Genomic DNA, 21,312 nt, shown 5'->3' with positions numbered 1-21,312 from the left:
CCAGGGCCGACGGAACACCGTCCGACACGCCTGGCGACCCAGGACCGACACGCCAGCTCGCGAACCCCTAGCACTCGACGACGGGTACGTCAGTTCCCGCGTCTCGGGGCTTCCGAATTCGCGAACCCGCGGGCTCTCGTGCGGAAGATGTCGATCAACGCGCAGCCCAGGGCGAGCACGATGATGCCGGCGGCCAGCATGAGCGACCGCTCGAACGAGGTGGTCCAGTCGCGGGTGTCCGCCAGCGACGAGAAGAACAGCGAGCCGACGGCGGCGATGCCGGCTGCGGCGCCGATCCGCTGGCCTGTCTGGAGCATGCCCGCGCCACTGCCCGCCTGCTCCACCGGCACCTCGGAGAGGGTGATCGTCTGGTTGGGCGCGATGACCAGGCCACTGCCGATGCCGGCGATGAGCAGGGGACCGGCGGCGACCCACGGCGCGGGGGCGTCCGGCGCGAGCCGCAGCGCGATCACCGTCGCGACCAGCCCGACCACCACCGTGAGCAGGCCGATGGCGACGAGTGGCCGGCCGAAGCGGTTGACGATGCGGCCCCCCAGCACGGCGGCGGCCGCCGACCCGAGGGCGAACGGGGTGATGGCCAGGCCGGCGACGAGCGCGCTGTAGCCGAGGCCCATCTGCAGGAACAGGGTGAAGATGAAGAAGATCGCGGTGAAGCCCCCGAAGTAGACGAGCGCCAGGATCGACCCCAGGGTGTACGACCCGACGCCGAACAGGCGTAGGTCGAACAGGGGGTCGTGGTGGCGTGCGTACCGTCGCTCCCAGAGCCCGAAGACGACCAGGACCGCCAGTCCCGCCGGGATGAGCGCCCACTTCCACGGGCTCTTCCACTGCTGCTCCTGGACGAGGGGCAGCAGGAGCAGGACCACGCCGACGCCGAGCAGGAGCACACCGACCGGGTCCAGTTGACGCCAGCCGGGTTGACCGGCGGGGCGGCCGGGCAGCAGACGCCAGCCGAGGATCACCGCGAGGACGCCGACCGGCACGTTGACGAAGAAGACCCACCGCCAGCCGTGCTCCTCGCCGCCGATGGCGATGAGCAGCCCGCCGAGCAGCGGCCCGACGGCGGTGGAGATGCCGATGGTGGCGCCGAGAAGCCCGAACGGTCGGGCCCGCTCCGGCCCCCGGAAGAGCTGCTGGATCAGGCCGATGACCTGCGGGTTGACGATGCCGGCGGCGGCGCCCTGCAACAGTCGGGCGAGGACCAGCCAGGTCGGGGAGGTGGCGAGGCCGGCGAGCGCGCTGGTGACGGTGAACAGGGCGATGCCGAGCACGAACGCGTTGCGCCGCCCCCGGGCGTCGCCGAACCGCCCGGCCGGCACCAGCGCCAGGCCGAAGGTCAGCGCGTACCCGGAGAGGACCCACTGCAGGTCGCTCGGTGACGCGCGCAGCGCCTTGTCGATGGACGGGACCGCGACGTTGACGATGCTCACGTCGAGCAGCGTCATGAACGCGGCGACCAACCCGACGCCCACAGCCTGCCAGCGTCGTCGGTTCTCGGCCTCCGTGACCGGCTGCGGCGGCTGCGCCGCGCTCATGGTGTCCCCCGTTGACCGTCGATCACGCATCGTTGACCGCTACCCCTGCCAACGGGGGGTGAACCCTTTCCGGTGTGCGGGTGGGTCACGCCATCTGGCGGGCGCAGAACCGGGGGCCGAAGTCGAGGCCGGCCATCGGCGAGTCCTCGCGGTGCAGCAGACCCTTCTCGGTGAGCAGGTGCAGCGGGCTGCCCACCTGCTCCTCGGTCAGGCCGGACTCCTCGGCGATCAGGTCCGGGTAGGGCACCTGCCCGCGCGCCTCCAGCGTGGTGACCGCCTCGTACACCCGTTGCTCGGCCTCCGACAGTGGCACCTGCTGCATGACTCCTCCTTCGCTCGCCCGCCGTCGCGGCGGCCGGTTGCCGTGCGCCGGTTACCCCCTGGCTGACCGAAGATGCCCACCCGATCGGGGGTCCCGGAGGGAACCGCCACCGCTGTGGCGCGGCGTCGGGGGTTCGGTGGTGCCCTAGGCTGCTTCCGTGATCATTTGGGATCTCGTCGTCGTCGGCGCCGGCCCCGCCGGGCTCTCCGCGGCCCACGCGGCTGCCCGTGCGGGCGTCTCCACCCTTGTCGTCGAGCGGGCCGCGCACCCGCGCTACAAGACCTGCGGCGGTGGCCTGATCGGCACCTCCCTGGCCGCCGTCGCGGGCCGGATCGAGGTGCCCGCCAGCGACCGGGTCGACCGGGTGACGTTCACCCGCGACGGCCGCCGGGAGTTCACCCGCCGCAACGCCGGTCCCGTGCTGACCATGGTGCGCCGCGAGGAGTTCGACGACCGGCTGCGCGCGGCGGCGGTGGCCGCCGGCGCGCAGCTGCGGGAGCGGGTCGCGGTCCGCGGGATCGAGCAGGACCCCGAGGGGGTACGCCTGCGACTGGCCGACGGTACGACGATCGCGGCCCGTGCCGTGATCGGCGCGGACGGCTCGTCCGGGGTGACCGCGCGGCAGGTGGGGGTCCGGTACCGGCAGGTGGATCTGGGGTTGGAGCTGGAGATTCCGGTGCCGCCGGCCGAGCAGGAGCGCTGGCGTGGCCGGCTGCTGCTGGACTGGGGTGCGATGCCCGGCTCGTACGCCTGGGTCTTTCCCAAGGGGGACCGGTTGACCGTCGGTGTGATCGCCGCCCGGGGCGCGGGGGAGGGGACCCGTGACTACCTGCGGCAGTTCGTCGACAGGTTGGGGTTGGCCGGCCTGCCGGCGGAGCACGACTCCGGTCACCTGACCCGGTGCCGTGCGGAGGACTCGCCGTTGCGTACCGGCCGGGTGCTGGTGGTGGGGGACGCGGCCGGGTTGCTGGAGCCGTGGAGCCGGGAGGGCATCAGCTTCGCGCTGCGCTCCGGTGAGCTGGCCGGCGCGGCGGTCGCGGCCGGCGACCTCGCCGGGTACGAACGGGCGGTCGCCGAGCGCCTGCTGCCGGAGATGCGGGCGGGGTTCCGGTTGCTCGACGTGTTCACCCGCCGTCCGGACGTGTTCCACGCCCTGTTGGCGACCCCGCCGGGCTGGCGGATGTTCGTGCGGTTCTGCCAGGGGCAGGCGAGCTTCGACGAGATGCTGGGGCACCGGCGGATCAGGGCCGCCCTCGCGCTGCTCGACCGGCTGCCCCAACCATCCCGCCCGCTCACCAGCAGTCAACCAGGATCCTAGGACGCCATAGAGGGTGTGCGCCACGCTGATGCCGCGCCACCCGTGGCGACGAGAATCGGGGGACAGCACGAGGAGGCGGCGATGACCGAGCAACCGTTCACCGACGACGAGTACGCGTTCCTGCGGCACGTCCGGTTCGGGGAGTTGCCGCCCCCGGTCCGGCCGGACGAGCTCGTCGCCCTGACCGAGACGGACCCGGGACGGAACCGGTCGGAGGTGGCCGAAGACCCGGTGCGCTGGAACGTGCAGGGCTGAGAGACGCGCGACGGGCCGCGGGTGTCGCCACCCACGGCCCGTCGGTCACCGCTGGATCAGAAGACCGGCACGCCCTCGCGGACGAGACGCCAGTTCGGCTGGAAGAAGTCGGTCGGGTCGATGGTGCCCCGGGCCTGCGCCCAGTCGATGAGCAGCTGACGGATCTCCTGCTGCGCGTTGTAGACCTGGGTCTTCACGATGCCGGGGAAGTTGCCGCCGCCGCTGCGCCGGTAGTTGTTCACCGCCACCACGAACTGCGCGTTGTCGGCCACCGGCGTGTCGGTGCCGGCCAGCACCAGGCGGGTGATCCGCTGCCCGACCGGCCGGGAGATGTCGATGTCGTAGTCCACGCCGGAGAAGACGTCGTAGTTGTAGTCCGGCACCGCCGGGTCACTGATCTGCTCCGGGTCCACGGCCGCGCCCGGCGCGACGGTACGGAAGTACTTCGCCGAGTACTCCAGGTACGCGCGCACCTCGGCGCCGCTGAGCACGACCGCCTCGAGGGTGTTGTCGTACACGTACAGGCCGGCCACGTCGCGGATCTTGACGTCCCCGGCGGGGAACACCGCGGTACGGCTGAACGGCGCCGCGATCGACAGCACCGGCAGGTCCGCGTACGCGGTGCCGGTCAGCGCCGCGCCGACGACAGCGGTCTGCACGTGGTTGATGAAGTCCAGGATCGGGGTGTCCCTGTACCGCGACTCGGCCGCCGACAACTCCACTGTGGACGTGGCGACCACCTGGTTGACGTACGCCACCGTCTTGGTGTGCTGGGCCCGCACGGCGGCGAGCACCTTCGGGTCCTCGACCACGGTGTTGGTGTTCAGCATGGTGGCGGACTTCGTGGTGATCGCCCACCGACCGCGCTGGCGGGTGAGGGTGAAGTCCATCCGGGTGAGCCGCTGACCCCACTTGGACGGCTCGGAGAGCAGCACCTGCTCTCCGGTCCGCTCGTTGGTCACGAAGCGCTCGACCACCTCGTTGTGCGCGTGCCCGAAGAGGATCGCGTCGATCCCCGGAACCTGCTGGGCGATCAGCGCGACCGGGTTCTCGTTCGGCAGCTCGGGGCCGTAGCTGGAGGTGCCGCTGTCCCCGCCGTGCGCGGAGACCAGCACCAGGTCCGCGCCGCGGTCCCGCATGATCGGCACCCACTTCGCGGCGGTGGCGACCATGTCGTCGAAGCGCAGCCTGCCCTCGACGTTGCCCTTGTCCCAGATGGCCACGCCGGGGTTGGTCAGTCCCAGGATGCCGACCCGCAGGGTCGGCGCGCCGAGACCGAGGGAGACCTTCTTGATGACGTACGGCAGGAAGGCCGGCTTGCCGGTCTTCGCGTTGATCGCGTTCGCGGCGAGCGCCGGGAAGCCGAGCTGACGGATCCACAGGTCCAGCAGCGGCAGGCCGTAGTTGAACTCGTGGTTGCCGAGGGTCACCGCGTCGTAGTCGATGACGTTCATCGCCCGGGCCATCGGGTGCTTCTCGCCGGTGGCGGTGATCGGCTCCTGCTTGGCGTAGTACGTGGCCAGCGGGGTGCCCTGGATGGTGTCGCCGGCGTCGAGCACCAGCGTCGCCCTGCCGCGCCGCTCCCGGCGGATCTGGTTGATCAGGGTCGCCAGCTTCGCGACGCCGATGTCGTTGTGCTTGCTGTCGTCGTACTCGGCGTCTCGGTAGTAGTCCCAGTTGTAGACGTTGCCGTGCGTGTCCGACGTACCCAGGAGGGTGAGGTCCCAGGTGCGCGACCGGGCCGCGCCGGCCGCCTGCGCGGGCGCGGCGGCGATCAGCGGGGTGGTCGCCGCCGCGGCCGCGGCGACGAGCACCTGACGACGCGACGGGCCGGAGGGAGAGGTCATGACGTGCCTTTCCATGGGGGTGGACGCGCTTCGTGGGCGCCTCGCGCACCATAACCACCGCCAGACCCTCCCGCCACGGCAGCCCCGACCGTTGCACCGGTTTCCACAGGTCCACCGGGGGTAGGGCGGTCGGGGACGGAATTTCGCGGGAGCGCACCACCTTCCGCGCGGCGCGAGGAGACTTCGGAGACATCGGTGACTGAGGACCAGCACACCCAACAGGACCCCACCAGCCAGTACGGCCAGCAGTCGGGTCAGCCCGCACAGCAGCAGTCCGCGCCGGGCTCGACAGCGCGGATGAGTCCCCGGCCGGATCACGGGGAGGAGTCGTACCGGGGCAGCGGCAAGCTCGACGGCAAGCGGGCGCTGATCACGGGGGGCGACTCCGGGATCGGCCGGGCGGTCGCCATCGCCTTCGCCCGGGAGGGCGCGGACGTGCTCATCTCGTATCTCGGCGAGGAGGAGGACGCCGACGCCCGGGAGACCATCCGGCTGGTCGAGGAGGCCGGTCGGCGGGGCGTCGCGGTACGCGGGGACATCACCGACGAGGCGCACTGCCAGGAACTGGTCGACCGGGCGGTACGCGACCTCGGCGGCCTGGACATCCTGGTCAACAACGCGGCGTACCAGATGTCGCAGGACAAGGGGATCCTCGGCATCAGCACCGAGCAGTTCGACAGGGTGCTCAAGACCAACCTGTACGCGATGTTCTGGCTCTGCAAGGCGGCGATCCCGCACCTGTCCGAGGGGGCGGCGATCATCAACACTGCGTCGATCCAGGCGTTCGACCCGTCGCCGCAGCTACTCGACTACGCCACCACCAAGGCGGGGATCGCGAACTTCACCAAGGCCCTCGCCGCCGACCTGGCCGAGCAGGGCATCCGGGTGAACGCCGTCGCTCCCGGCCCGGTCTGGACGCCGCTGATCCCGGCGACCATGCCGGAGGAGAAGGTGAAGCAGTTCGGCACCGACACCCCGGAGGGACGCCCCGGTCAGCCGGCCGAGCTGGCCCCCGCGTACGTCTTCTTCGCCTCGCAGGAGTCCAGCTACGTCACCGGCGAGATCCTCGGCGTCACCGGCGGTCGACCGACCAAGTGACCACCGCCGGGTGGGCGTCCGCGGACGCCCACCCGGCGATGTGACTCGTCGGTGGCACTCCGGTGGGCAACGTGTCGCGTCCGGGCGTGGGCCCGTGCGCGCTTGGTTCGGTCGGAATGCGTCAACGCGGCCAGCCGGCGAAGCGTCGTCGGATCTCGGCGACCTCGGCCGCGTCCAGGCCGTACCGGCCGAAGCGCTGGTCGGAGAGGCGGTCCAGGTAGCGGCCGGCGGCGCGGACGTCGTCCGGGTCCAGCGCGGGGTCGACCTGGCGGGCCAGCACCAACAGCTCGGTCACGCCGTAGTGGTCGAGGGCCGCCGCGACGTCGATGAAGTCCCGCACCTCCCGCCGGTTGACCAACGCCGCGATCTTGTTGGCGACCAGGTCCCGCACGTCCATCACCGGCCCGAGGTCCATCACCACGGGGCTCTGCCGGCGGTCCAGCCGGGCCAGGCTGAGCCGGATCTGCCGCCCGTCCCGACTGACCACGAAGTCCTTCATGTCCTGCCCGTACCCGTCGAACAGCTCGGCCAGCTCACTGTCCGGGTCGGCGTCGCTGACCACGAAACCCGCGCGCTGCAACGCCACCCGCACCCCGGCGGACGCCGCCGCTGCCGCCCCCTCCACATCGGCGAAGAGGTCGACGTCCTCCGTCGGCCGGGCGACCAGCCCGTGCGCCGCCCAGGCGACCCCACCGCCCAGGACGAACCGGTACGGCCCGGCGGCGGACAGCGCCACCCTGGCCACCTCCCGGTAGAAGTCGTGCAGGTGCGGCTCGGTCACGCGGCGCGCAGGCCGCGGTGCCGGCTCTCCCACGCCTGGCGTACGCCCCGGGGCAGGTTCAGCAGTCGCCACACCCGCCGCAGCGTCCGCCCGTTGATCAGGGCCCGCAGGTCCTCGGCCCGGGTGGTCTCGCGCAGGACGTTCTCGTACATCCAGAGCAGTTGGTCCGGGTCGGCGAGGTCGAAGGTGCGCTCGGCGTTCCACATCAACCGCACCGGCAACTCCACCACGCCCCGGGTAGGGCCGGCCAGCTCGGTGAGCGTCCGCGCCACCACGGCGGGGCGACCCGGGCGGGCCAGAAACGCCACGCCGGTCGCGGTGGAGGAGACGGCCTGCATGGTGTCAGGGTAACGCCCACCTCAGCCGGTGTCGCTGACGATGCGCCGTCCACCGCCTCGCGTCCGGTCCGTACGGGGTCGGCGTCCCGGTCCGTACGGTGTCGGTGTCCGCCATGATCGACTCGTCTTTCCTGATGTCGGGGTGTCTGCCGCGCCTGGATAGCCCAGGTTCCCGGCAACCCGAGTGGATCACGCCCGCTCGGGCGGCCAGCCGAGGCGCGGTGGGTGGTTTGTCCGGATCTGAGGTGTGGCCGACCGCACCCGTGGGCCGGAATCGTGGCCGGGTCGGGGTCGTTACACACCCTGACGATCGCGGAAGCGCCGACCCGAACCGGGCTCGGAATGCCGTCCCCCGCGCTGTCGTCAACAGCCGCGCCGGCTGCCATCGCCCCCGGGAATGACCCCGGTCGGCGGGTCGTTACAGGCCCCACGGTCGTAGGTGGTCGCCCCGGAATGGCCCCGGGCCGCCGGTCGTTACAGCAGACCCCACGGCCGCACGCGGCTGCCCCGGGAATGACCCCGGTCGGCGGGGCGTTGCAGACCCCACGGCCGCAGGTGGTCGCCCCCGGGAATGACCCCGGTCGGCCGGTCGTTACACCTGGACCCCGGTGCCACGAGCCCCCGCTCGGAGGCCGCCGACCTGGCGTGACGGGCCCCCCGGGCCTGAACACCGCCATCCCCGGCACACCGGGTGTGCCAACCCCCAGACTTTCGCAGCGCCGGACGAGGTGCTCACACCCCCGCATCGCGCAGGGGTGTCCTTACCCCCGAAGGAGCTCACCCCATGAACACGATCATGCGTAAGAGCGTGCTGTCCGTCGCCGGTCTCGCGTTCGCCGGTGGGATCTTCGCCGGTCCGGTCGCCGCGCACGCCGCGCCGGCCGTGGACGCCAAGCCCGCCACCACCGCCGCGGTGGCCGTGCAGGCGCCGAAGCCGCAGGGCGAGCAGTCGCACATCACCCTCAACGACGAGCAGACCGCCAACGTCAAGGCGATCATCGCCGCGACGAAGAAGGCCGGTCTGCCCGAGCGGGCCGCGGTGATCTCGATCGCGACGAGCCTGCAGGAGTCGAAGCTGGAGAACCTGGGTCACCTGGGTGACGCCAACGACCACGACTCGCTGGGCCTGTTCCAGCAGCGCCCGTCCAGCGGTTGGGGCACCCCCGAGCAGATCACCGACCCGGAGTACTCCACCACCGCGTTTCTGAAGGGCCTCAAGCAGGTCGACGGGTGGCAGGACATGCCGCTGACCGACGCCGCGCAGACCGTGCAGGTCTCGGCGTACCCGGACGCGTACGCCCAGTGGGAGCAGCAGGCCACCGACCTCGTCGCCCAGCACTGGAACAGCTGACCCGCACCACGGGCCGGCACCCCTGACCGGGTGCCGGCCCGTCGGCGTTTTCGCCGATCTTGGACAGTTTCCGTTCACGCGTGACGGAAACTGTCCAAGATCTCGTGGCTCGCGCGTCTCGAACCCGGCCGTGCGCAGGTCGCGGTGCGGGCCGGTCGGACGAGAGTCCACCGCGTGGAGCCACGGCGATACCTCGCCGCGCCTGCGGAGCCGGTTTCCCGGGCTCGCCGCGCAGGTGGGTCGCCGCGCCGCGAAGCTGGCCCGGGGGTGGAGTCGCGGTGCGGGCAACGAAGCCGCCTCGAGCGAAGCCGCCTCGGGCGAAGCCGCCGCCCTGGGCAATGTCGTCGTCAGCGGGGCCGCCGCCGCCGAGGGAGGAGTGACGAGGGTGGGAACAAGGGGCACCGTCGGCTGGTTGTGTGGGGTGTCGGTGTGACTCAGTGTCCCCGGGCCTCACCTATATTGCCCTCGCGGAATACCGTTCGGCTGGAGCCGCGTCGCGCCACTCGCCGAGAGGCGACCTGCACACCGACACCAGCGCCGCCCCCGACCCACCGGGCCGGGGGCGGCGCTGTCGCTTTCCCCACTCGCGAACCTGTCTCGGGTGACCTATGTTCATGGGGTCGCTCGCGAGGGAGGGGGTGTCGGGTATGGGCTTGCGGACGTTCATCGAGGGTTGGCCGGTCTACCGGCAGCTCACCGGCACGGACCCGCTCGGCCGGGGCCTGGCTGCGCAGTCCGCCCGTTCGGCGGGCCTGACCGCGCGCACCGAGACCGCCGACAGCGTGGCCCGGTCGGTTTGCCCGTACTGCGCGGTCGGCTGCGGGCAGCGGGTGTTCGTCAAGGACGGGCAGGTCTGCCAGATCGAGGGTGACCCGGACAGCCCGATCTCGCGGGGTCGGCTCTGTCCCAAGGGGTCGGCGAGCAAGAGTCTGGTGACCAGTCCGCTGCGGCAGACGAGGGTGCGCTACCGCCGCCCGTACTCGACGCAGTGGGAGGATCTGGAGCTCGACACCGCGCTCGACATGATCGCCGACCGGATGCTCGCCGCCCGCGAGCAGACCTGGGAGGACGTCGACACGCAGGGCCGGCCGCTCAACCGCACGCTGGGTTTCTCCAGCCTGGGTGGGGCGACGCTGGACAACGAGGAGAACTACCTCATCAAGAAGTTGTTCACCGCGATGGGGGCGCTCCAGATCGAGAACCAGGCCCGTATTTGACACTCCGCCACCGTCCCCGGTCTGGGGGCCAGCTTCGGTCGTGGCGGTGCGACGGACTTCCAGCAGGACATCGCCAACGCTGACGTGATCGTCATCCAGGGTTCGAACATGGCCGAGGCGCACCCGGTGGGTTTCCAGTGGGTGATGGAGGCCAAGCGCCGGGGCGCGAAGGTGTTCCACGTCGACCCGAGGTTCACCCGGACCAGCGCCCTGGCCGACTCGTACCTGCCGATCCGGGCGGGCACCGACATCGCCCTGCTCGGCGGGGTGGTGCGGTACATCCTGGACAACGAGTTGGACTTCCGGGAGTACGTGCTGTCGTACACGAACGCGGCGACGATCGTCAGCGAGGAGTTCGGCGACACCGAGGACGGTGACGGCCTCTTCTCCGGCTTCGACCCGGCGACCGGCACGTACGTGCAGGACAGCTGGCAGTACGAGGGGCACGAGCGCTCGTCGGGCAGCGGGCACACCGCGCAGGAGCGGGACAGCGCCTCGGGGTTGACGCACGAGTCGCACGGCGCGCCGGTCGGTGGGCAGACCGAGCGGGACGAGACGTTGCAGCACCCGCGCTGCGTGTTCCAGATCCTCAGGCGGCACTTCGCCCGCTACACCCCGGAGATGGTGGAGCGGGTGTGCGGCATCTCGCAGGAGCAGTTCCTGGAGTTGGCGCGGGCGTGGACGGAGAACTCCGGTCGCGAGCGGACCGGCATGCTGATCTATTCGGTGGGGTGGACGCAGCACAGCGTGGGGGTGCAGTACATCCGCACCGGCGCGATCATCCAGCTGTTGTTGGGCAACATGGGCCGCCCGGGTGGCGGGGTGATGGCGCTGCGCGGGCACGCGAGCATTCAGGGCTCGACGGACATCCCGACGTTGTTCAACCTGCTGCCGGGCTACCTGCCGATGCCGCACCACGCGGAGCACCCCACCTTCGACGAGTGGGTGGACAGCATCCGGCACCCGGGGCAGAAGGGCTTCTGGGGCAACGCGCGGTCGTTCGCCGCGAGCCTGCTCAAGGCGTACTGGGGGGACGCGGCGACCCCGGAGAACGACTTCTGTTACGGCTATCTGCCCCGGATGACCGGTGACCACGGCACGTACCAGCAGGTTCTCAACATGATCGACGGGAAGGTCAAGGGGTACTTCCTGCTCGGTCAGAACCCGGCGGTCGGTTCGGCGCACGGTCGGGCGCAGCGCTTGGGCATGGCCAATCTCGACTGGTTGGTGGTCCGGGACCTCTTCATGATCGAGAGTGCCACGTTCTGGCAGAACGGCCCGGAGGTGGCCACCGGGGAGATCGTGCCGGAGGAGTGCCGGACCGAGGTGTTCTTCCTGCCGGCGGCGTCGCACGTGGAGAAGGAGGGCACGTTCACCCAGACGCAGCGGTTGTTGCAGTGGCGGGAGAAGGCCGTCGAGCCGCCCGGCGACGCCCGCTCCGAGCTGTGGTTCTTCTACCACCTCGGTCGGAGGATCCGGGAGAAGCTCGCCGCCTCCAGGCTGCCGCGCGACCGGGCGCTGCTCGACCTGACCTGGGACTACCCCACGCACGGCCCGCACGCGGAGCCGAGCGCCGAGGCGGTGCTGCGCGAGATCAACGGGTACGACGTGACGACCGGCGCGCCGTTGTCCAGCTTCGCCGAGGCGCGCCCGGACGGCTCCACAGCGATCGGCTGCTGGATCTACACGGGCGTGTACGCCGACGGCGTGAACCAGGCCGCCCGCCGCAAGTCCCGGCACGAGCAGGACTGGGTGGCCGCCGAGTGGGGGTGGGCGTGGCCGGCGAACCGGCGCATCCTCTACAACAGGGCGTCGGCCGACCCGGACGGCAACCCGTGGAGTGAGCGCAAGCGCTACGTGTGGTGGGACGCCGACAAGGGCGAGTGGACCGGTTACGACGTGCCGGACTTCGAGAAGACCAAGCCACCGTCGTACCGGCCGCCACCCGGCGCGTCGGGGACCGAGGGCATCGCGGGTGACGACCCGTTCGTCATGCAGGGCGACGGCAAGGGCTGGCTGTACGCGCCGAGCGGCGTGCTGGACGGGCCGCTGCCGACGCACTACGAGCCGGTCGAGTCGCCGGTGCGCAACCCGCTGTACCGGCAACAGGCCAACCCGACCCGCAAGATGTACGCGCACCCGGTGAACTCGGTGAACCCGAGCCCGCCGCAGGAGCACAGTCAGGTGTTCCCGTACGTGTTCACGGTCAGCCGGCTGACCGAGCACCACACCGCCGGTGGGATGAGCCGCACGGTGTCGCCGTTGGCCGAGTTGCAGCCGGAGATGTTCGTGGAGGTGTCACCGGACCTGGCCGCCGAGGCCGGGTTGGCGCACCTGGGGTGGGCGCACCTGGTCAGTGGTCGCGCGGTGATCGAGGCGAAGGTGTTGGTGACCGACCGGTTGACCCCGTTGCGGGTGGACGGGCGGGTCATCCACCAGGTGTGGTTGCCGTACCACTTCGGGTTCGAGGGCCTGGTCACCGGCGACTCGGCAAACGACCTGTTCGGCATCAGCCTCGACCCGAACGTGCTGATCCAGGAGAGCAAGGTCGGCACCTGCGACGTCCGGCCCGGACGTCGTCCCACCGGGCCGGCGCTGGTGGAACTGGTCGCCGACTACCAGCGGCGGGCCGGGATCACCCCGGGTCAGCACGCGCCGGTGGTCACCGACGGCACGGGGGAGGAGTCGGGTGCTTCCTGACCCGAACAGTCTGTACGGTCCGCTGGACCCGGCGCCGGACGCCGGGTGGTCGTCGGCGCCGCCGCGGATGGGGTTCTTCACCGACACCAGCGTCTGCATCGGCTGCAAGGCGTGCGAGGTCGCCTGCAAGGAGTGGAACGGCGTCCCGGAGAGCGGCCTGGACCTGCTGGGCATGTCGTACGACAACACCGGGGCGTTGACGGCGAACTCCTGGCGGCACGTCGCGTTCGTCGAGCAGCCCCGCACCGCCGACGTGCTCGGCGCGCCGGTCGCCGCCGCTCCCGCCGCCGGCGCGGGCCCGGAGTTCCTCGGGATGCCCGGCGCGCGACCGCCGGGGCGGGACACCGGCGCCGAGCAGCGCACCGACTTCCGGTGGTTGATGATGTCGGACGTCTGTAAGCACTGCACCCATGCGGCGTGTCTGGACGTGTGTCCGACGGGGTCGTTGTTCCGGACCGAGTTCGGCACGGTGGTGGTGCAGGAGGACATCTGTAACGGGTGTGGGTACTGCATCTCGGCGTGTCCGTACGGGGTGATCGACCAGCGTAAGGGTGATGGTCGGGCGTGGAAGTGCACGCTGTGCTACGACCGCCTCGGTGCGGGGATGACGCCCGCGTGCGCGCAGGCGTGCCCGACCGAGTCGATCCAGTACGGTCCCCTCGACGAGCTGCGGGAGCGGGCCGCGGCGCGGGTGGCGACACTCCACCAGCGGGGGGTTGCCGAGGCGCGGTTGTACGGGGAGGACCCGGACGACGGCGTCGGCGGTGACGGGGCGTTCTTCCTGCTCCTCGACGAGCCCGAGGTGTACGGGCTGCCCCCCGACCCGATCGTCACCACCCGGGACCTGCCGAAGATGTGGAGACGCGCCGGCCTCGCCGCGCTCGCCATGGCGGCGGCGACCGTCGCGGTGTTCGTCGGGGGGTCCTCGTGAGCGCGTACCGTCCCGAGGTGGGCGACCGGTTCCGCCGCTTCCGCGACCGGCTGACCAGCGACACCGCCGACCCGCAGGCCGCCCCGCCGCGGCAGGCCGCCCCGCCGGACGGCCGCCACCCGGGCCGTCGACGCGGGGGGCGCGGTGGCGGCGAGGAGCTGCGGGTGCCGGAGGCCGAGTTCACCTCGTACTACGGCCGGCCCATCCTCAAGCCGCCGGTGTGGAAGTGGGACATCGCCGCGTACCTGTTCACCGGTGGGCTGGCCGCCGGCTCGTCGCTGCTCGCCGCCGGTGGGCAACTGACCGGCCGGCCCGCGTTGCGGCGCGCCGGTCGGGTCACCGCGCTGGCCGCCGTCAGCGCCAGCACCGTCTTCCTGATCAGGGACCTGGGCCGGCCGGCGCGGTTCCACCACATGCTGCGGGTGGCCAAGCCGACCTCGCCGATGTCGGTGGGCACCTGGATTCTCACCGCGTACGGGCCGGCGGCCGGCGTCGCCGCGATCGCCGAGGCGGCCGGGGCGCTGCCCCGCCACGGGGTGCTCGGGCTGGCCGGTCGGGTCCTGCCGCCGATCGGGCACGCCGCGGGGCTGCTCGCCGCGGGCACCGCGCCGGCGCTGGCGACGTACACCGGGGTGTTGCTCGCCGACACGGCGGTGCCGTCCTGGCACGAGGCGTACCCCGAGCTGCCGGTGATCTTCGCGGGCAGCGCGCTGGCCAGCGGCGCCGGCGTGGGTCTGCTCGCCGCGCCGCCGGCCCAGGCCGGACCGGCCCGCCGGATGGCGGTGGCCGGCGCGGCCCTGGAGCTGTACGGCGCGCATCGGGTGGAGACCCGCCTGGGTCTGCTCAGCGAGCCCTACCGGCAGGGCCGGCCGGGCCGGCTGCTGCGCGCCGGGCGGCTGCTCACCGCCGGCGGGGTGGCGGGCGCCCTGCTGGGCCGGCGCAGCCGGGTGGTCGGGGCGCTGGCCGGCAGCTCACTGCTGGCCGCTTCGGTGCTGACCCGGTTCGGCATCTTCTACGGCGGCGTCGCCTCCGCCCGGGACCCGCGCTACACGGTGGTGCCGCAACGTGCGCGGCTCGATGCGCGGCGGACCGGCGCGGAACTTCCATCTGATCAGGCGGCCCCGCCCGCGGTGTGATCGAATGTCCGGTGGAGGCGTTCAGGCGGCTGGTGCCCCTCCCGGTCTTCAAAACCGGTGTGGTCCGGGACCCGGGCCAGGCGGGTTCGATTCCCGTCCGTCTCCGCCAACAGCACCGCAGGAGATGACGTCATGGGCGACGCCACGGTGGATCCGCGACGGCGGGTGCCCCGCACCGACACGCTGCTCGCCGACCCACTGCTGGCCGCGGCCAGCGTGACCCTCGGCCGGGAGCGGGTCAAGGCGGTCGTGTCCCACGCGCAGGAGCGGGCCCGGCGCGGCGAGATCGACCCCGACGAGGTACGCGACGCCGCCGTCGCCGCGCTGCCCGCGACCGGCTCCCGGGTGGTGCTCAACGCCACCGGCGTCGTGCTGCACACCAACCTGGGCCGGGCCCCGCTCTCCGCCGCCGCCGTGGACGCGGTGGTGGCCGCCGCCGGGCACACCGACGTCGAACTGGACCTGGTCACCGGCCGGCGGGCCCGCCGGGGTCGCGACGCGTTGGACGCGCTGGCCGCCGCCGTGCCCGACGCGGGCGCGGTGCACGTGGTCAACAACGGCGCCGCCGCGCTGGTGCTGGCCGCCACCGCGCTGGCCGCGGGCCGGGAGATCGTGGTCAGCCGTGGCGAGCTGGTCGAGATCGGGGACGGCTTCCGCCTGCCCGACCTGCTGGAGAGCACCGGCGCGCGGCTGCGCGAGGTGGGCACCACCAACCGCACCACGCTCGCCGACTACGCCGCCGCGCTCGGCCCGCGGACCGGTTTCGTGCTCAAGGTGCACCCGTCGAACTTCCAGATCACCGGCTTCACCGCCGCCGTCGGCGTCCGGGACCTGGCCACCCTCGGGGTGCCGGTGGTCGCCGACATCGGCTCCGGCCTGCTCGACGCCGACCCGCTGCTGCCCGACGAGCCGGACGCGGCGAGCACCCTGCGGGCGGGCGCCGCGCTCGTCACCGCCAGCGGCGACAAACTGCTCGGCGGGCCGCAGGCGGGGTTGCTGCTCGGCAACGCCGAACTGGTCGACCGGCTGCGCCGGCACCCACTGGCCCGGGCGCTGCGGGTGGACAAGCTCACCCTGGCCGCGCTCGCCGCCACCCTGCACCGACCGGACACCCCCACCCGCTCGGCGCTACACGCCGACCCGGGCGACCTGCGCCGACGGGTGGAACGGCTGCGCGACCGGCTCGGCGCGGACGGCCGCAAGGCCGAGGTGGTGCCGTCCGTCGCTGTCGTCGGCGGCGGGGGCGGCCCGGGGGTGGAGCTGGACTCGTGGGCGTTGAGCCTGCCCGAACGGTACGCGGGCCCGCTGCGCACCGGGGACCAGCCGGTGCTCGGTCGGGTGGTGCGCGGTCGACTCCTGCTCGACCTGCGCTGTGTGCCCGCCACCGCCGACGAGGCCGTCCGGGCGGCGGTGCTGCGGGTACCCGGGGACGACTGACGGTGTTCGTCGTCGCCACCGCCGGGCACGTCGACCACGGCAAGTCGACGCTCATCCGGGCGTTGACCGGGATGGAACCCGACCGGTGGGCCGAGGAGCGCCGCCGGGGCATGACCATCGACCTGGGCTTCGCCTGGACGAGGTTGCCGTCCGGCGGCACCGTGGCGTTCGTCGACGTGCCCGGGCACGAGCGGTTCGTGCCGAACATGCTCGCCGGCGTCGGCCCGGTGCCGGCGGCGCTGGTCGTGGTGGCCGCCGACGAGGGGTGGATGCCGCAGTCCGCCGAGCACCTGGCCGCGCTCGACGCGCTCGGTGTCGCGTACGGCCTGCTGGTGGTGACCCGCGCGGACCTGGCCGACCCGGGGCCGGCGCTGGCCCACGCCCGCGCGGAGATCGCCACGACCAGTCTCGGCGCGGTGCCCGCGGTGGCGGTCAGCGGCCGGACCGGCGCCGGCCTCGACGAGCTGCGGGACGCCCTGGACCGGCTCGCCGCGCGGCTGCCCGCGCCGACGCCCGACGAGCCGGTGCGGCTGTGGATCGACCGCAGCTTCACCGTGCGCGGCAGCGGCACCGTGGTCACCGGCACCCTGGGCGCCGGTCGCCTGCGGGTGGGCGACGAGTTGGAGGTGGCCGGCGCCGACGACCGGGTCCGGGTCCGGGGCCTGCAGTCGCTGGGCGAGGCCCGACCGGAGGTCACGGCCGTGGCCCGGGTGGCGGTCAACCTCCGGGGTACGCCCCGCGAGCGGTTGGGCCGGGGCGACGCGCTGCTCACCCCGGGCCGCTTCCACCACACCGACCTGCTCGACGTTCGACTGGTCGGCGACCCGGCCGCCGACCTGCCGGCCACCCTCACCCTGCACGTCGGGTCCGCCGCGGTGCCGGCGCGGGTCCGACCGATCGGCCCGGACACGGTACGACTGCGGCTGGCCCGTGCGCTGCCGTTGTTGGTGGGTGACCGGGCGTTGCTGCGGGACCCGGGCCGGCACCACGTCAGCGGTGGGGTGCGGGTGCTGGACGTGGCGCCGCCACCGCTGGTCCGCCGGGGTGCGGCCGCCGCCCGCGCCGAGGTCCTCGCCGAGCTGGACGGTCACCCTGACCTGGCGGGTGAGTTGCGCCGCCGAGGGCTGGTGCGGGCCGGCGCGCTGCGCCGAATGGGGGTGCCGGCGCACGCCGAGCCGGTGGCCGGGGACTGGCTGGCCGACCCCGAGCACTGGCGGCGGCTGCGCGACAGGGTCACCGAGGAGGTCGCCCGGCACGCGCGGGAGAACCCGTTGGCGCCGGGCATGCCGGTGGACGCGCTGCGTCAGCGCCTCGCCCTGCCCGACCGGGCGCTGGTCGAGGCGCTGGTTCGGCCGCCGCTGCGGATCCACGCCGGGCGCGTCGCCGCGGCGGACGCCGACGCGCTGCCCGAACCGGTGGCACGGGCCGTGCGCCGCGTCCGCGACGAGTACGGTGACCGGCCGTTCCGCGCCCCGGAGGCGGACCGGCTCGTGGAGATCGGTCTGGGTCCCCGGGAGATCGGCGCGGCGGTGCGCGCCGGCGCGCTGCTGCGGCTGGCCGACAACGTGGTGCTGCTGCCCGACGCGCTCGACGACGCGGTCCGGGTGCTGGCCGGGCTGCCGCAGCCGTTCACCCTCTCCGCGGCCCGGCAGGCGCTGGACACCACCCGTCGGGTGGCGGTGCCGCTGCTGGAGCTGCTGGACCGGCGGGGCGCGACCCGACGACTGCCCGACGACGCCCGGATCGTCGTCACCTGACCCCTGGTGGCTCGTCGTCACCTACGGTGACGCCATGGACCCTTCGGCGGTCTGGCGGGACAAGCAGCACCGGTGGCGGATCGAGGCGTACCGCGCGCCGGACCTGCGTTTCGCCATCTACGCCACCAACGGCCCCACCGAGTCGGTGCCGCTGTGGCTGTTCGGCATGACGGCGCTGGCCCGCTGGTTGATGACGCACGCCATCTCACTCGACGACCTGGAGGTGGAGTGACCCTCACCCGGACGGGCGACAGCACGGCGGAATCCGCCTCCGCGGGGACGCCGCCGGCCTAGCGTGCGACACGTGAAGGACCGAGGATTGCGTACGTTCGTCACGGTGCTGGCCGGCCTCGCGGTGATCTACTTCGGCAGCGCCGGCCGGGACCCCGAGGAGGGCGGTGGCGTCTCCGGCGGGGTGATCGTCCTGGGGGTGCTCGCCGCGCTGCTGGTGTGGCACCTGACCCGCCCCGGTGACAAGACGGTGAAGTGACCGCCGTCAGCGGCCGGCGACCCGGGTGACCTCGCCGGCGGACTCCTCGCCCAGCGCCACGCGTACCAGGGCGGAGGCCAAGCGGCCGAAGTCCGGTTCGTCCACCAGGCCGGCCAGCCGGTCCGGCGAGCCCGGCAGGCCCAGCCGCTTCGCGCCGGCCAGGGCCCGACGGTCGACGTACGGGCGCAGGTCCGGCCAGACCGCCTGCGCCTCGCGTAGGTAGATGTCCGCCCCGGTGGGGCCGATGCCGGGGAACTCGGTGAGCCGCCGCCGTAGCCCGGCCGGGTCGCCCTCGGCTTCGCGGTGCAGGCGGCGCAGGTCACCGTGCCAGCGGTCCAGGCACAACCGCGCCCCGGTGCCGAGCATGGTGGCGGTCCGCTCGTCGTAGCGGCGGTAGTGCCCCCGGCCCAACGCGTCGACCCGGTCCTGCCAACCGGCCGCCTCCATCGCCTGCGGGGTGCGGTAGCCGGCGGCGAACAGCTCCCGCGCGGCGTCCACCGCCACGCACGCCCGGATCCGGGTGCTCAACAGGGTGGTCAGCACCAGCAGCTGGTACAGCGGACCAGGCCGGTCGGCGAGCCGGATGCCGGCCTCCTGCGCGTACGTGCTGCCACGCCGGTCCAGCAGGACCCGTACCACGGTTCGGTCATCGCGCACACCGTCGGATACCCGCTGCGCGCCGCGCTAGCCGTCGAGCCGGCGTCGGGGGCCGGGTATGCCGCCGGGGCGGGCGGGTATGCCGGCGGTGGAGGCGGTCGATGCCGCTTCCCAGCCGGAGGGAGACACCAGTGGTCAACCCGCAGCAGGAAGAGTTCCGCCGTAACGCCAAGGGCGCCACCAGCCAGGACAGCAGGGGGCCGACACCCACCGGGCACCCGCTCAACCGTGGCTCGTCCCGCGGTGACGAGGGTCGGCCGGTGCCCAGGGGGCAGGTGTCGCCGTACGGGCCGGCCGGCGAGCCGGTGGCCGAGGACGACAGCGACACCCGCTGAGCTGGAGTTACCGACCGCGACCCGGCGGCCGTCGCAGCCTGTTCCAGGTCGCGGCGGCCGCCAGCCCGTACGCGAGGTGCGGGACGATGTCGGCGATCCAGTCGGCGCGCCGCCACGTGCGCGGGTCGCTGATGCCCAGCACGGTGATCGACCCGTCGGTCATGGTCATGACGCCGGCGCCGAGCAGCCCGGTGGCCACCGGCAGGGGCTGGCGGCGATTACCGGCGTAGAGCGCGAACGCGACACCCGCGGCCACGCCGAGCCCGTAGCCGATCAGCGGCCCGAGGCCGGAGCGGCGGTTGGCCCGGCGGTCCCCGGCGCCGAGATCGACGTGTGCGATCCCGGCCAGCCGGTCGACCGTCTCCTGCGGGACGTCGCTCTCCGGCCGGCCCCGCAGGGCCATGTCCAGGTAGCTGACCACGTTCAGCGCGGTGCTGCCGACGGCGCCCGCGATGGCGCCGTCGGCAACGTCGACCGCCCTCACTTCGGGTCGCCCGGTTCGCGCTCGCTCTTCGGCCCGTACGTCCGATCACCGCGCACCACACCCCGTTGGCCGCGATCCTCCTGGAGGATCCGGTTGGCGACCTGGTTGGCCTTGCCGTCGGGCACCCGTCGTCCGGAGTCGTCGATCGCGTTGCGCAACCGCGCGCGCTGCTTGTCGTAGGCGTTACTGCCCGGCCGTGGTCCTGGCACTGGCTGCCTCCTTCGTCGGTCGGGGCATCCGCTCCCGGCCTCGTCTGGGTCGCCTTACCGCGGCCGTCTACCCGTCTGGTGACCGACCAACCCCGGCGGTCAACGCGGCCCGCGCACCACGACGACCGGGCACCGCGCGTGGTGCAGCAACGACTGGCTCACCGACCCCAGCAGCAACCCGGTCACCTCGCCGCGCCCCTGCCCGCCCACCACCGCCAGTTGGGCGTCGCGGGTCGCCTCGGCGAGCACCGTGCCGGGGCGACCGTGCACCGCCCGACAGGTCAACCGCAGCCCGGGGTGCCGCCCGGTGAGCCCGTCCAGCCACTCGGCGAGCATCCGCTGTTGTTCGCCGTGCAGCGCCGCCTCGTCGTACACCAGGGGTTGCATGTCGCCGGGGCCGCTGCTGCCGGGGTGCCGGTAGGCGTGCACCGCCGCCAGCGGCACGCCGCGCGCCACGGCGGCCTCGGCGGCGACGTCGGCGGCCAGCCGGGACGCCTCCGAGCCGTCCACCGCGACGAGCACCGGCTGGTCGGGACGGCACGCGCCGCGGGCCACCAGCACCGGGCAGTCGGCGTACGCGGCGACCTGTACCGCCACCGAACCGACCACCAGCGCGGAGAAGCCGCCCAGTCCGCGGTCGCCGAGCACGAGGAGCGCGGCGGTGGGGGACTCTCCGACGAGCACCGCGGCGGCCTCGCCGTCGATGATCTCGCCGGAGACGGTCAGCCCCGGCGCTGTCGCCTCGGCCTCGGCCACCGCGGCGTCGACCAGCTCGCGGGCCTGGTGGCGCAGCCCACCGCCGGGCGGTGCGTCCGGCGCGGGGGAGGCCGGCACGTGCAGCAGCGGCCAGATGAAGCCGTGCACGATCCGCAGTGGCCGGCCCCGGCGTGCCGCCTCGGTGGCGGCGAGGCGTACCGCACGCAGCGCCGGCTCGGAGCCGTCCACGCCGACGACCACCGCCGCGTTGTTCGCCGAGTTCACCGCCCACCTCCGCTCGCGGCCAGTATCGCTGGCCCGGACGCCCTCGCGGCGCGATACCGCCGACCGCGTCGGGATCGGTACGCTGGCGACGACCGGCCGGAGAGGGAGCGTC

21 protein-coding genes and 1 tRNA gene are annotated in these 21,312 nt (G+C 73.2%); 13 read left to right on the top strand and 9 right to left on the bottom strand.

Annotated elements, in window-relative coordinates; translation table 11 throughout:
* Positions 1 to 89: 89 nt before the first annotated feature.
* Entirely contained in the window at positions 90 to 1,556 is a 1,467-nt protein-coding gene (locus tag O7634_RS25810; RefSeq protein ID WP_278152710.1) for an MFS transporter, read from the bottom strand.
* 85 nt (positions 1,557 to 1,641) lie between these two features.
* Complete coding sequence (locus O7634_RS25805; RefSeq protein ID WP_278152709.1) at positions 1,642 to 1,878, bottom strand: hypothetical protein; 237 nt, start codon at positions 1,876 to 1,878, stop codon at positions 1,642 to 1,644.
* A gap of 157 nt (positions 1,879 to 2,035) precedes the next feature.
* Between O7634_RS25805 and O7634_RS25800 the strand changes: the two genes are divergently transcribed.
* Positions 2,036 to 3,196 carry a geranylgeranyl reductase family protein gene (locus O7634_RS25800; protein WP_278152708.1) on the top strand — a complete coding sequence of 387 codons (1,161 nt, stop codon included), beginning with the start codon at positions 2,036 to 2,038 and terminating at the stop codon, positions 3,194 to 3,196.
* A gap of 81 nt (positions 3,197 to 3,277) precedes the next feature.
* Complete coding sequence (locus tag O7634_RS25795) at positions 3,278 to 3,451, top strand: hypothetical protein (protein WP_278152707.1); 174 nt, start codon at positions 3,278 to 3,280, stop codon at positions 3,449 to 3,451.
* A 56-nt stretch (positions 3,452 to 3,507) separates the two neighbouring features.
* On the opposite strand, the gene O7634_RS25790 is transcribed toward O7634_RS25795, so the two are convergent.
* On the bottom strand, positions 3,508 to 5,298 hold the full coding sequence (locus tag O7634_RS25790; protein WP_278152706.1) for a 5'-nucleotidase C-terminal domain-containing protein: 1,791 nt from the start codon (positions 5,296 to 5,298) through the stop codon (positions 3,508 to 3,510).
* Positions 5,299 to 5,493: 195 nt separating this feature from the next.
* Here O7634_RS25790 and O7634_RS25785 point away from each other — a divergent pair, with 195 nt between their 5' ends.
* Complete coding sequence (locus tag O7634_RS25785; RefSeq protein WP_278152705.1) at positions 5,494 to 6,396, top strand: SDR family oxidoreductase; 903 nt, start codon at positions 5,494 to 5,496, stop codon at positions 6,394 to 6,396.
* Between the two features lie 121 nt (positions 6,397 to 6,517).
* Here the strand turns inward: O7634_RS25785 and O7634_RS25780 are convergent, their stop codons facing one another.
* Both O7634_RS25780 and O7634_RS25775 read right to left on the bottom strand, forming a co-directional pair.
* Positions 6,518 to 7,177: a nucleotidyl transferase AbiEii/AbiGii toxin family protein gene (locus O7634_RS25780; RefSeq protein ID WP_278152704.1), complete on the bottom strand. Its 660-nt coding sequence runs from the start codon at positions 7,175 to 7,177 to the stop codon at positions 6,518 to 6,520.
* On the bottom strand, positions 7,174 to 7,515 hold the full coding sequence (locus O7634_RS25775; protein ID WP_278152703.1) for a hypothetical protein: 342 nt from the start codon (positions 7,513 to 7,515) through the stop codon (positions 7,174 to 7,176). Before O7634_RS25775 ends, O7634_RS25780 begins: the two co-directional genes overlap by 4 nt.
* Positions 7,516 to 8,299: 784 nt before the next feature.
* On the opposite strand from O7634_RS25775, the gene O7634_RS25770 reads away from it, so the two are divergent.
* From O7634_RS25770 to O7634_RS25730, 9 genes are all read left to right on the top strand, one after another.
* A complete protein-coding gene (locus tag O7634_RS25770; protein ID WP_278151040.1) occupies positions 8,300 to 8,866 on the top strand; it encodes a hypothetical protein in 567 nt (188 codons plus the stop codon).
* Positions 8,867 to 9,513: 647 nt separating this feature from the next.
* Positions 9,514 to 12,783, top strand: coding sequence for a formate dehydrogenase (gene fdh / locus O7634_RS25765; RefSeq protein ID WP_278152702.1), 3,270 nt, complete (start codon positions 9,514 to 9,516; stop codon positions 12,781 to 12,783).
* Positions 12,773 to 13,714 (top strand): 4Fe-4S dicluster domain-containing protein, encoded by a 942-nt coding sequence (locus O7634_RS25760; protein WP_278152701.1) that lies wholly within the window; start codon positions 12,773 to 12,775, stop codon positions 13,712 to 13,714. Before fdh ends, O7634_RS25760 begins: the two co-directional genes overlap by 11 nt.
* On the top strand, positions 13,711 to 14,850 hold the full coding sequence (gene nrfD, locus O7634_RS25755) for an NrfD/PsrC family molybdoenzyme membrane anchor subunit (RefSeq protein WP_278152700.1): 1,140 nt from the start codon (positions 13,711 to 13,713) through the stop codon (positions 14,848 to 14,850). The genes O7634_RS25760 and nrfD overlap by 4 nt, the downstream gene beginning before the upstream one ends.
* Before the next feature lie 13 nt (positions 14,851 to 14,863).
* A tRNA-Sec gene (locus O7634_RS25750) sits at positions 14,864 to 14,959 on the top strand.
* A 23-nt stretch (positions 14,960 to 14,982) separates the two neighbouring features.
* Positions 14,983 to 16,287, top strand: coding sequence for an L-seryl-tRNA(Sec) selenium transferase (gene selA, locus O7634_RS25745; protein ID WP_278152699.1), 1,305 nt, complete (start codon positions 14,983 to 14,985; stop codon positions 16,285 to 16,287).
* Between the two features lie 2 nt (positions 16,288 to 16,289).
* Positions 16,290 to 18,044 carry a selenocysteine-specific translation elongation factor gene (gene selB, locus O7634_RS25740; protein WP_278152698.1) on the top strand — a complete coding sequence of 585 codons (1,755 nt, stop codon included), beginning with the start codon at positions 16,290 to 16,292 and terminating at the stop codon, positions 18,042 to 18,044.
* Between the two features lie 34 nt (positions 18,045 to 18,078).
* Positions 18,079 to 18,276, top strand: coding sequence for a hypothetical protein (locus O7634_RS25735; protein ID WP_278152697.1), 198 nt, complete (start codon positions 18,079 to 18,081; stop codon positions 18,274 to 18,276).
* A 72-nt stretch (positions 18,277 to 18,348) separates the two neighbouring features.
* A complete protein-coding gene (locus tag O7634_RS25730) occupies positions 18,349 to 18,534 on the top strand; it encodes a hypothetical protein (protein ID WP_278154139.1) in 186 nt (61 codons plus the stop codon).
* A gap of 6 nt (positions 18,535 to 18,540) precedes the next feature.
* Here the strand turns inward: O7634_RS25730 and O7634_RS25725 are convergent, their stop codons facing one another.
* Complete coding sequence (locus tag O7634_RS25725) at positions 18,541 to 19,191, bottom strand: hypothetical protein (RefSeq protein WP_278152696.1); 651 nt, start codon at positions 19,189 to 19,191, stop codon at positions 18,541 to 18,543.
* Between the two features lie 101 nt (positions 19,192 to 19,292).
* On the opposite strand from O7634_RS25725, the gene O7634_RS25720 reads away from it, so the two are divergent.
* A complete protein-coding gene (locus O7634_RS25720; protein ID WP_278152695.1) occupies positions 19,293 to 19,526 on the top strand; it encodes a hypothetical protein in 234 nt (77 codons plus the stop codon).
* A gap of 7 nt (positions 19,527 to 19,533) precedes the next feature.
* Here O7634_RS25720 and O7634_RS25715 read toward each other — a convergent pair whose 3' ends face one another.
* From O7634_RS25715 to O7634_RS25705, 3 genes are all read right to left on the bottom strand, one after another.
* A complete protein-coding gene (locus O7634_RS25715) occupies positions 19,534 to 20,010 on the bottom strand; it encodes a hypothetical protein (protein WP_278152694.1) in 477 nt (158 codons plus the stop codon).
* Positions 20,007 to 20,219: a phosphatidylethanolamine-binding protein gene (locus tag O7634_RS25710; RefSeq protein WP_088989541.1), complete on the bottom strand. Its 213-nt coding sequence runs from the start codon at positions 20,217 to 20,219 to the stop codon at positions 20,007 to 20,009. The genes O7634_RS25715 and O7634_RS25710 overlap by 4 nt, the downstream gene beginning before the upstream one ends.
* A gap of 99 nt (positions 20,220 to 20,318) precedes the next feature.
* Positions 20,319 to 21,200, bottom strand: coding sequence for a universal stress protein (locus O7634_RS25705; protein WP_278152693.1), 882 nt, complete (start codon positions 21,198 to 21,200; stop codon positions 20,319 to 20,321).
* Positions 21,201 to 21,312 lie beyond the last annotated feature (112 nt).

Origin of the sequence: Micromonospora sp. WMMD1120, from assembly GCF_029626235.1 — a bacterium.
Taxonomy (GTDB): Bacteria; Actinomycetota; Actinomycetes; order Mycobacteriales; family Micromonosporaceae; genus Micromonospora.
This window is presented reverse-complemented; position numbering and strand designations above follow the sequence as displayed.

What these genes read in the sequence shown, in the direction of transcription:
- O7634_RS25810 (WP_278152710.1), bottom strand. Translation starts at nt 1,556, where the DNA reads ATGAGCGCGGCGCAGCCGCCGCAGCCGGTCACGGAGGCCGAGAACCGA.
- O7634_RS25805 (WP_278152709.1), bottom strand. Translation starts at nt 1,878, where the DNA reads ATGCAGCAGGTGCCACTGTCGGAGGCCGAGCAACGGGTGTACGAGGCG.
- O7634_RS25795 (WP_278152707.1), top strand. Translation starts at nt 3,278, where the DNA reads ATGACCGAGCAACCGTTCACCGACGACGAGTACGCGTTCCTGCGGCAC.
- O7634_RS25790 (WP_278152706.1), bottom strand. Translation starts at nt 5,298, where the DNA reads ATGACCTCTCCCTCCGGCCCGTCGCGTCGTCAGGTGCTCGTCGCCGCG.
- O7634_RS25775 (WP_278152703.1), bottom strand. Translation starts at nt 7,515, where the DNA reads ATGCAGGCCGTCTCCTCCACCGCGACCGGCGTGGCGTTTCTGGCCCGC.
- O7634_RS25770 (WP_278151040.1), top strand. Translation starts at nt 8,300, where the DNA reads ATGAACACGATCATGCGTAAGAGCGTGCTGTCCGTCGCCGGTCTCGCG.
- selA (WP_278152699.1), top strand. Translation starts at nt 14,983, where the DNA reads ATGGGCGACGCCACGGTGGATCCGCGACGGCGGGTGCCCCGCACCGAC.
- O7634_RS25735 (WP_278152697.1), top strand. Translation starts at nt 18,079, where the DNA reads ATGGACCCTTCGGCGGTCTGGCGGGACAAGCAGCACCGGTGGCGGATC.
- O7634_RS25720 (WP_278152695.1), top strand. Translation starts at nt 19,293, where the DNA reads ATGCCGCTTCCCAGCCGGAGGGAGACACCAGTGGTCAACCCGCAGCAG.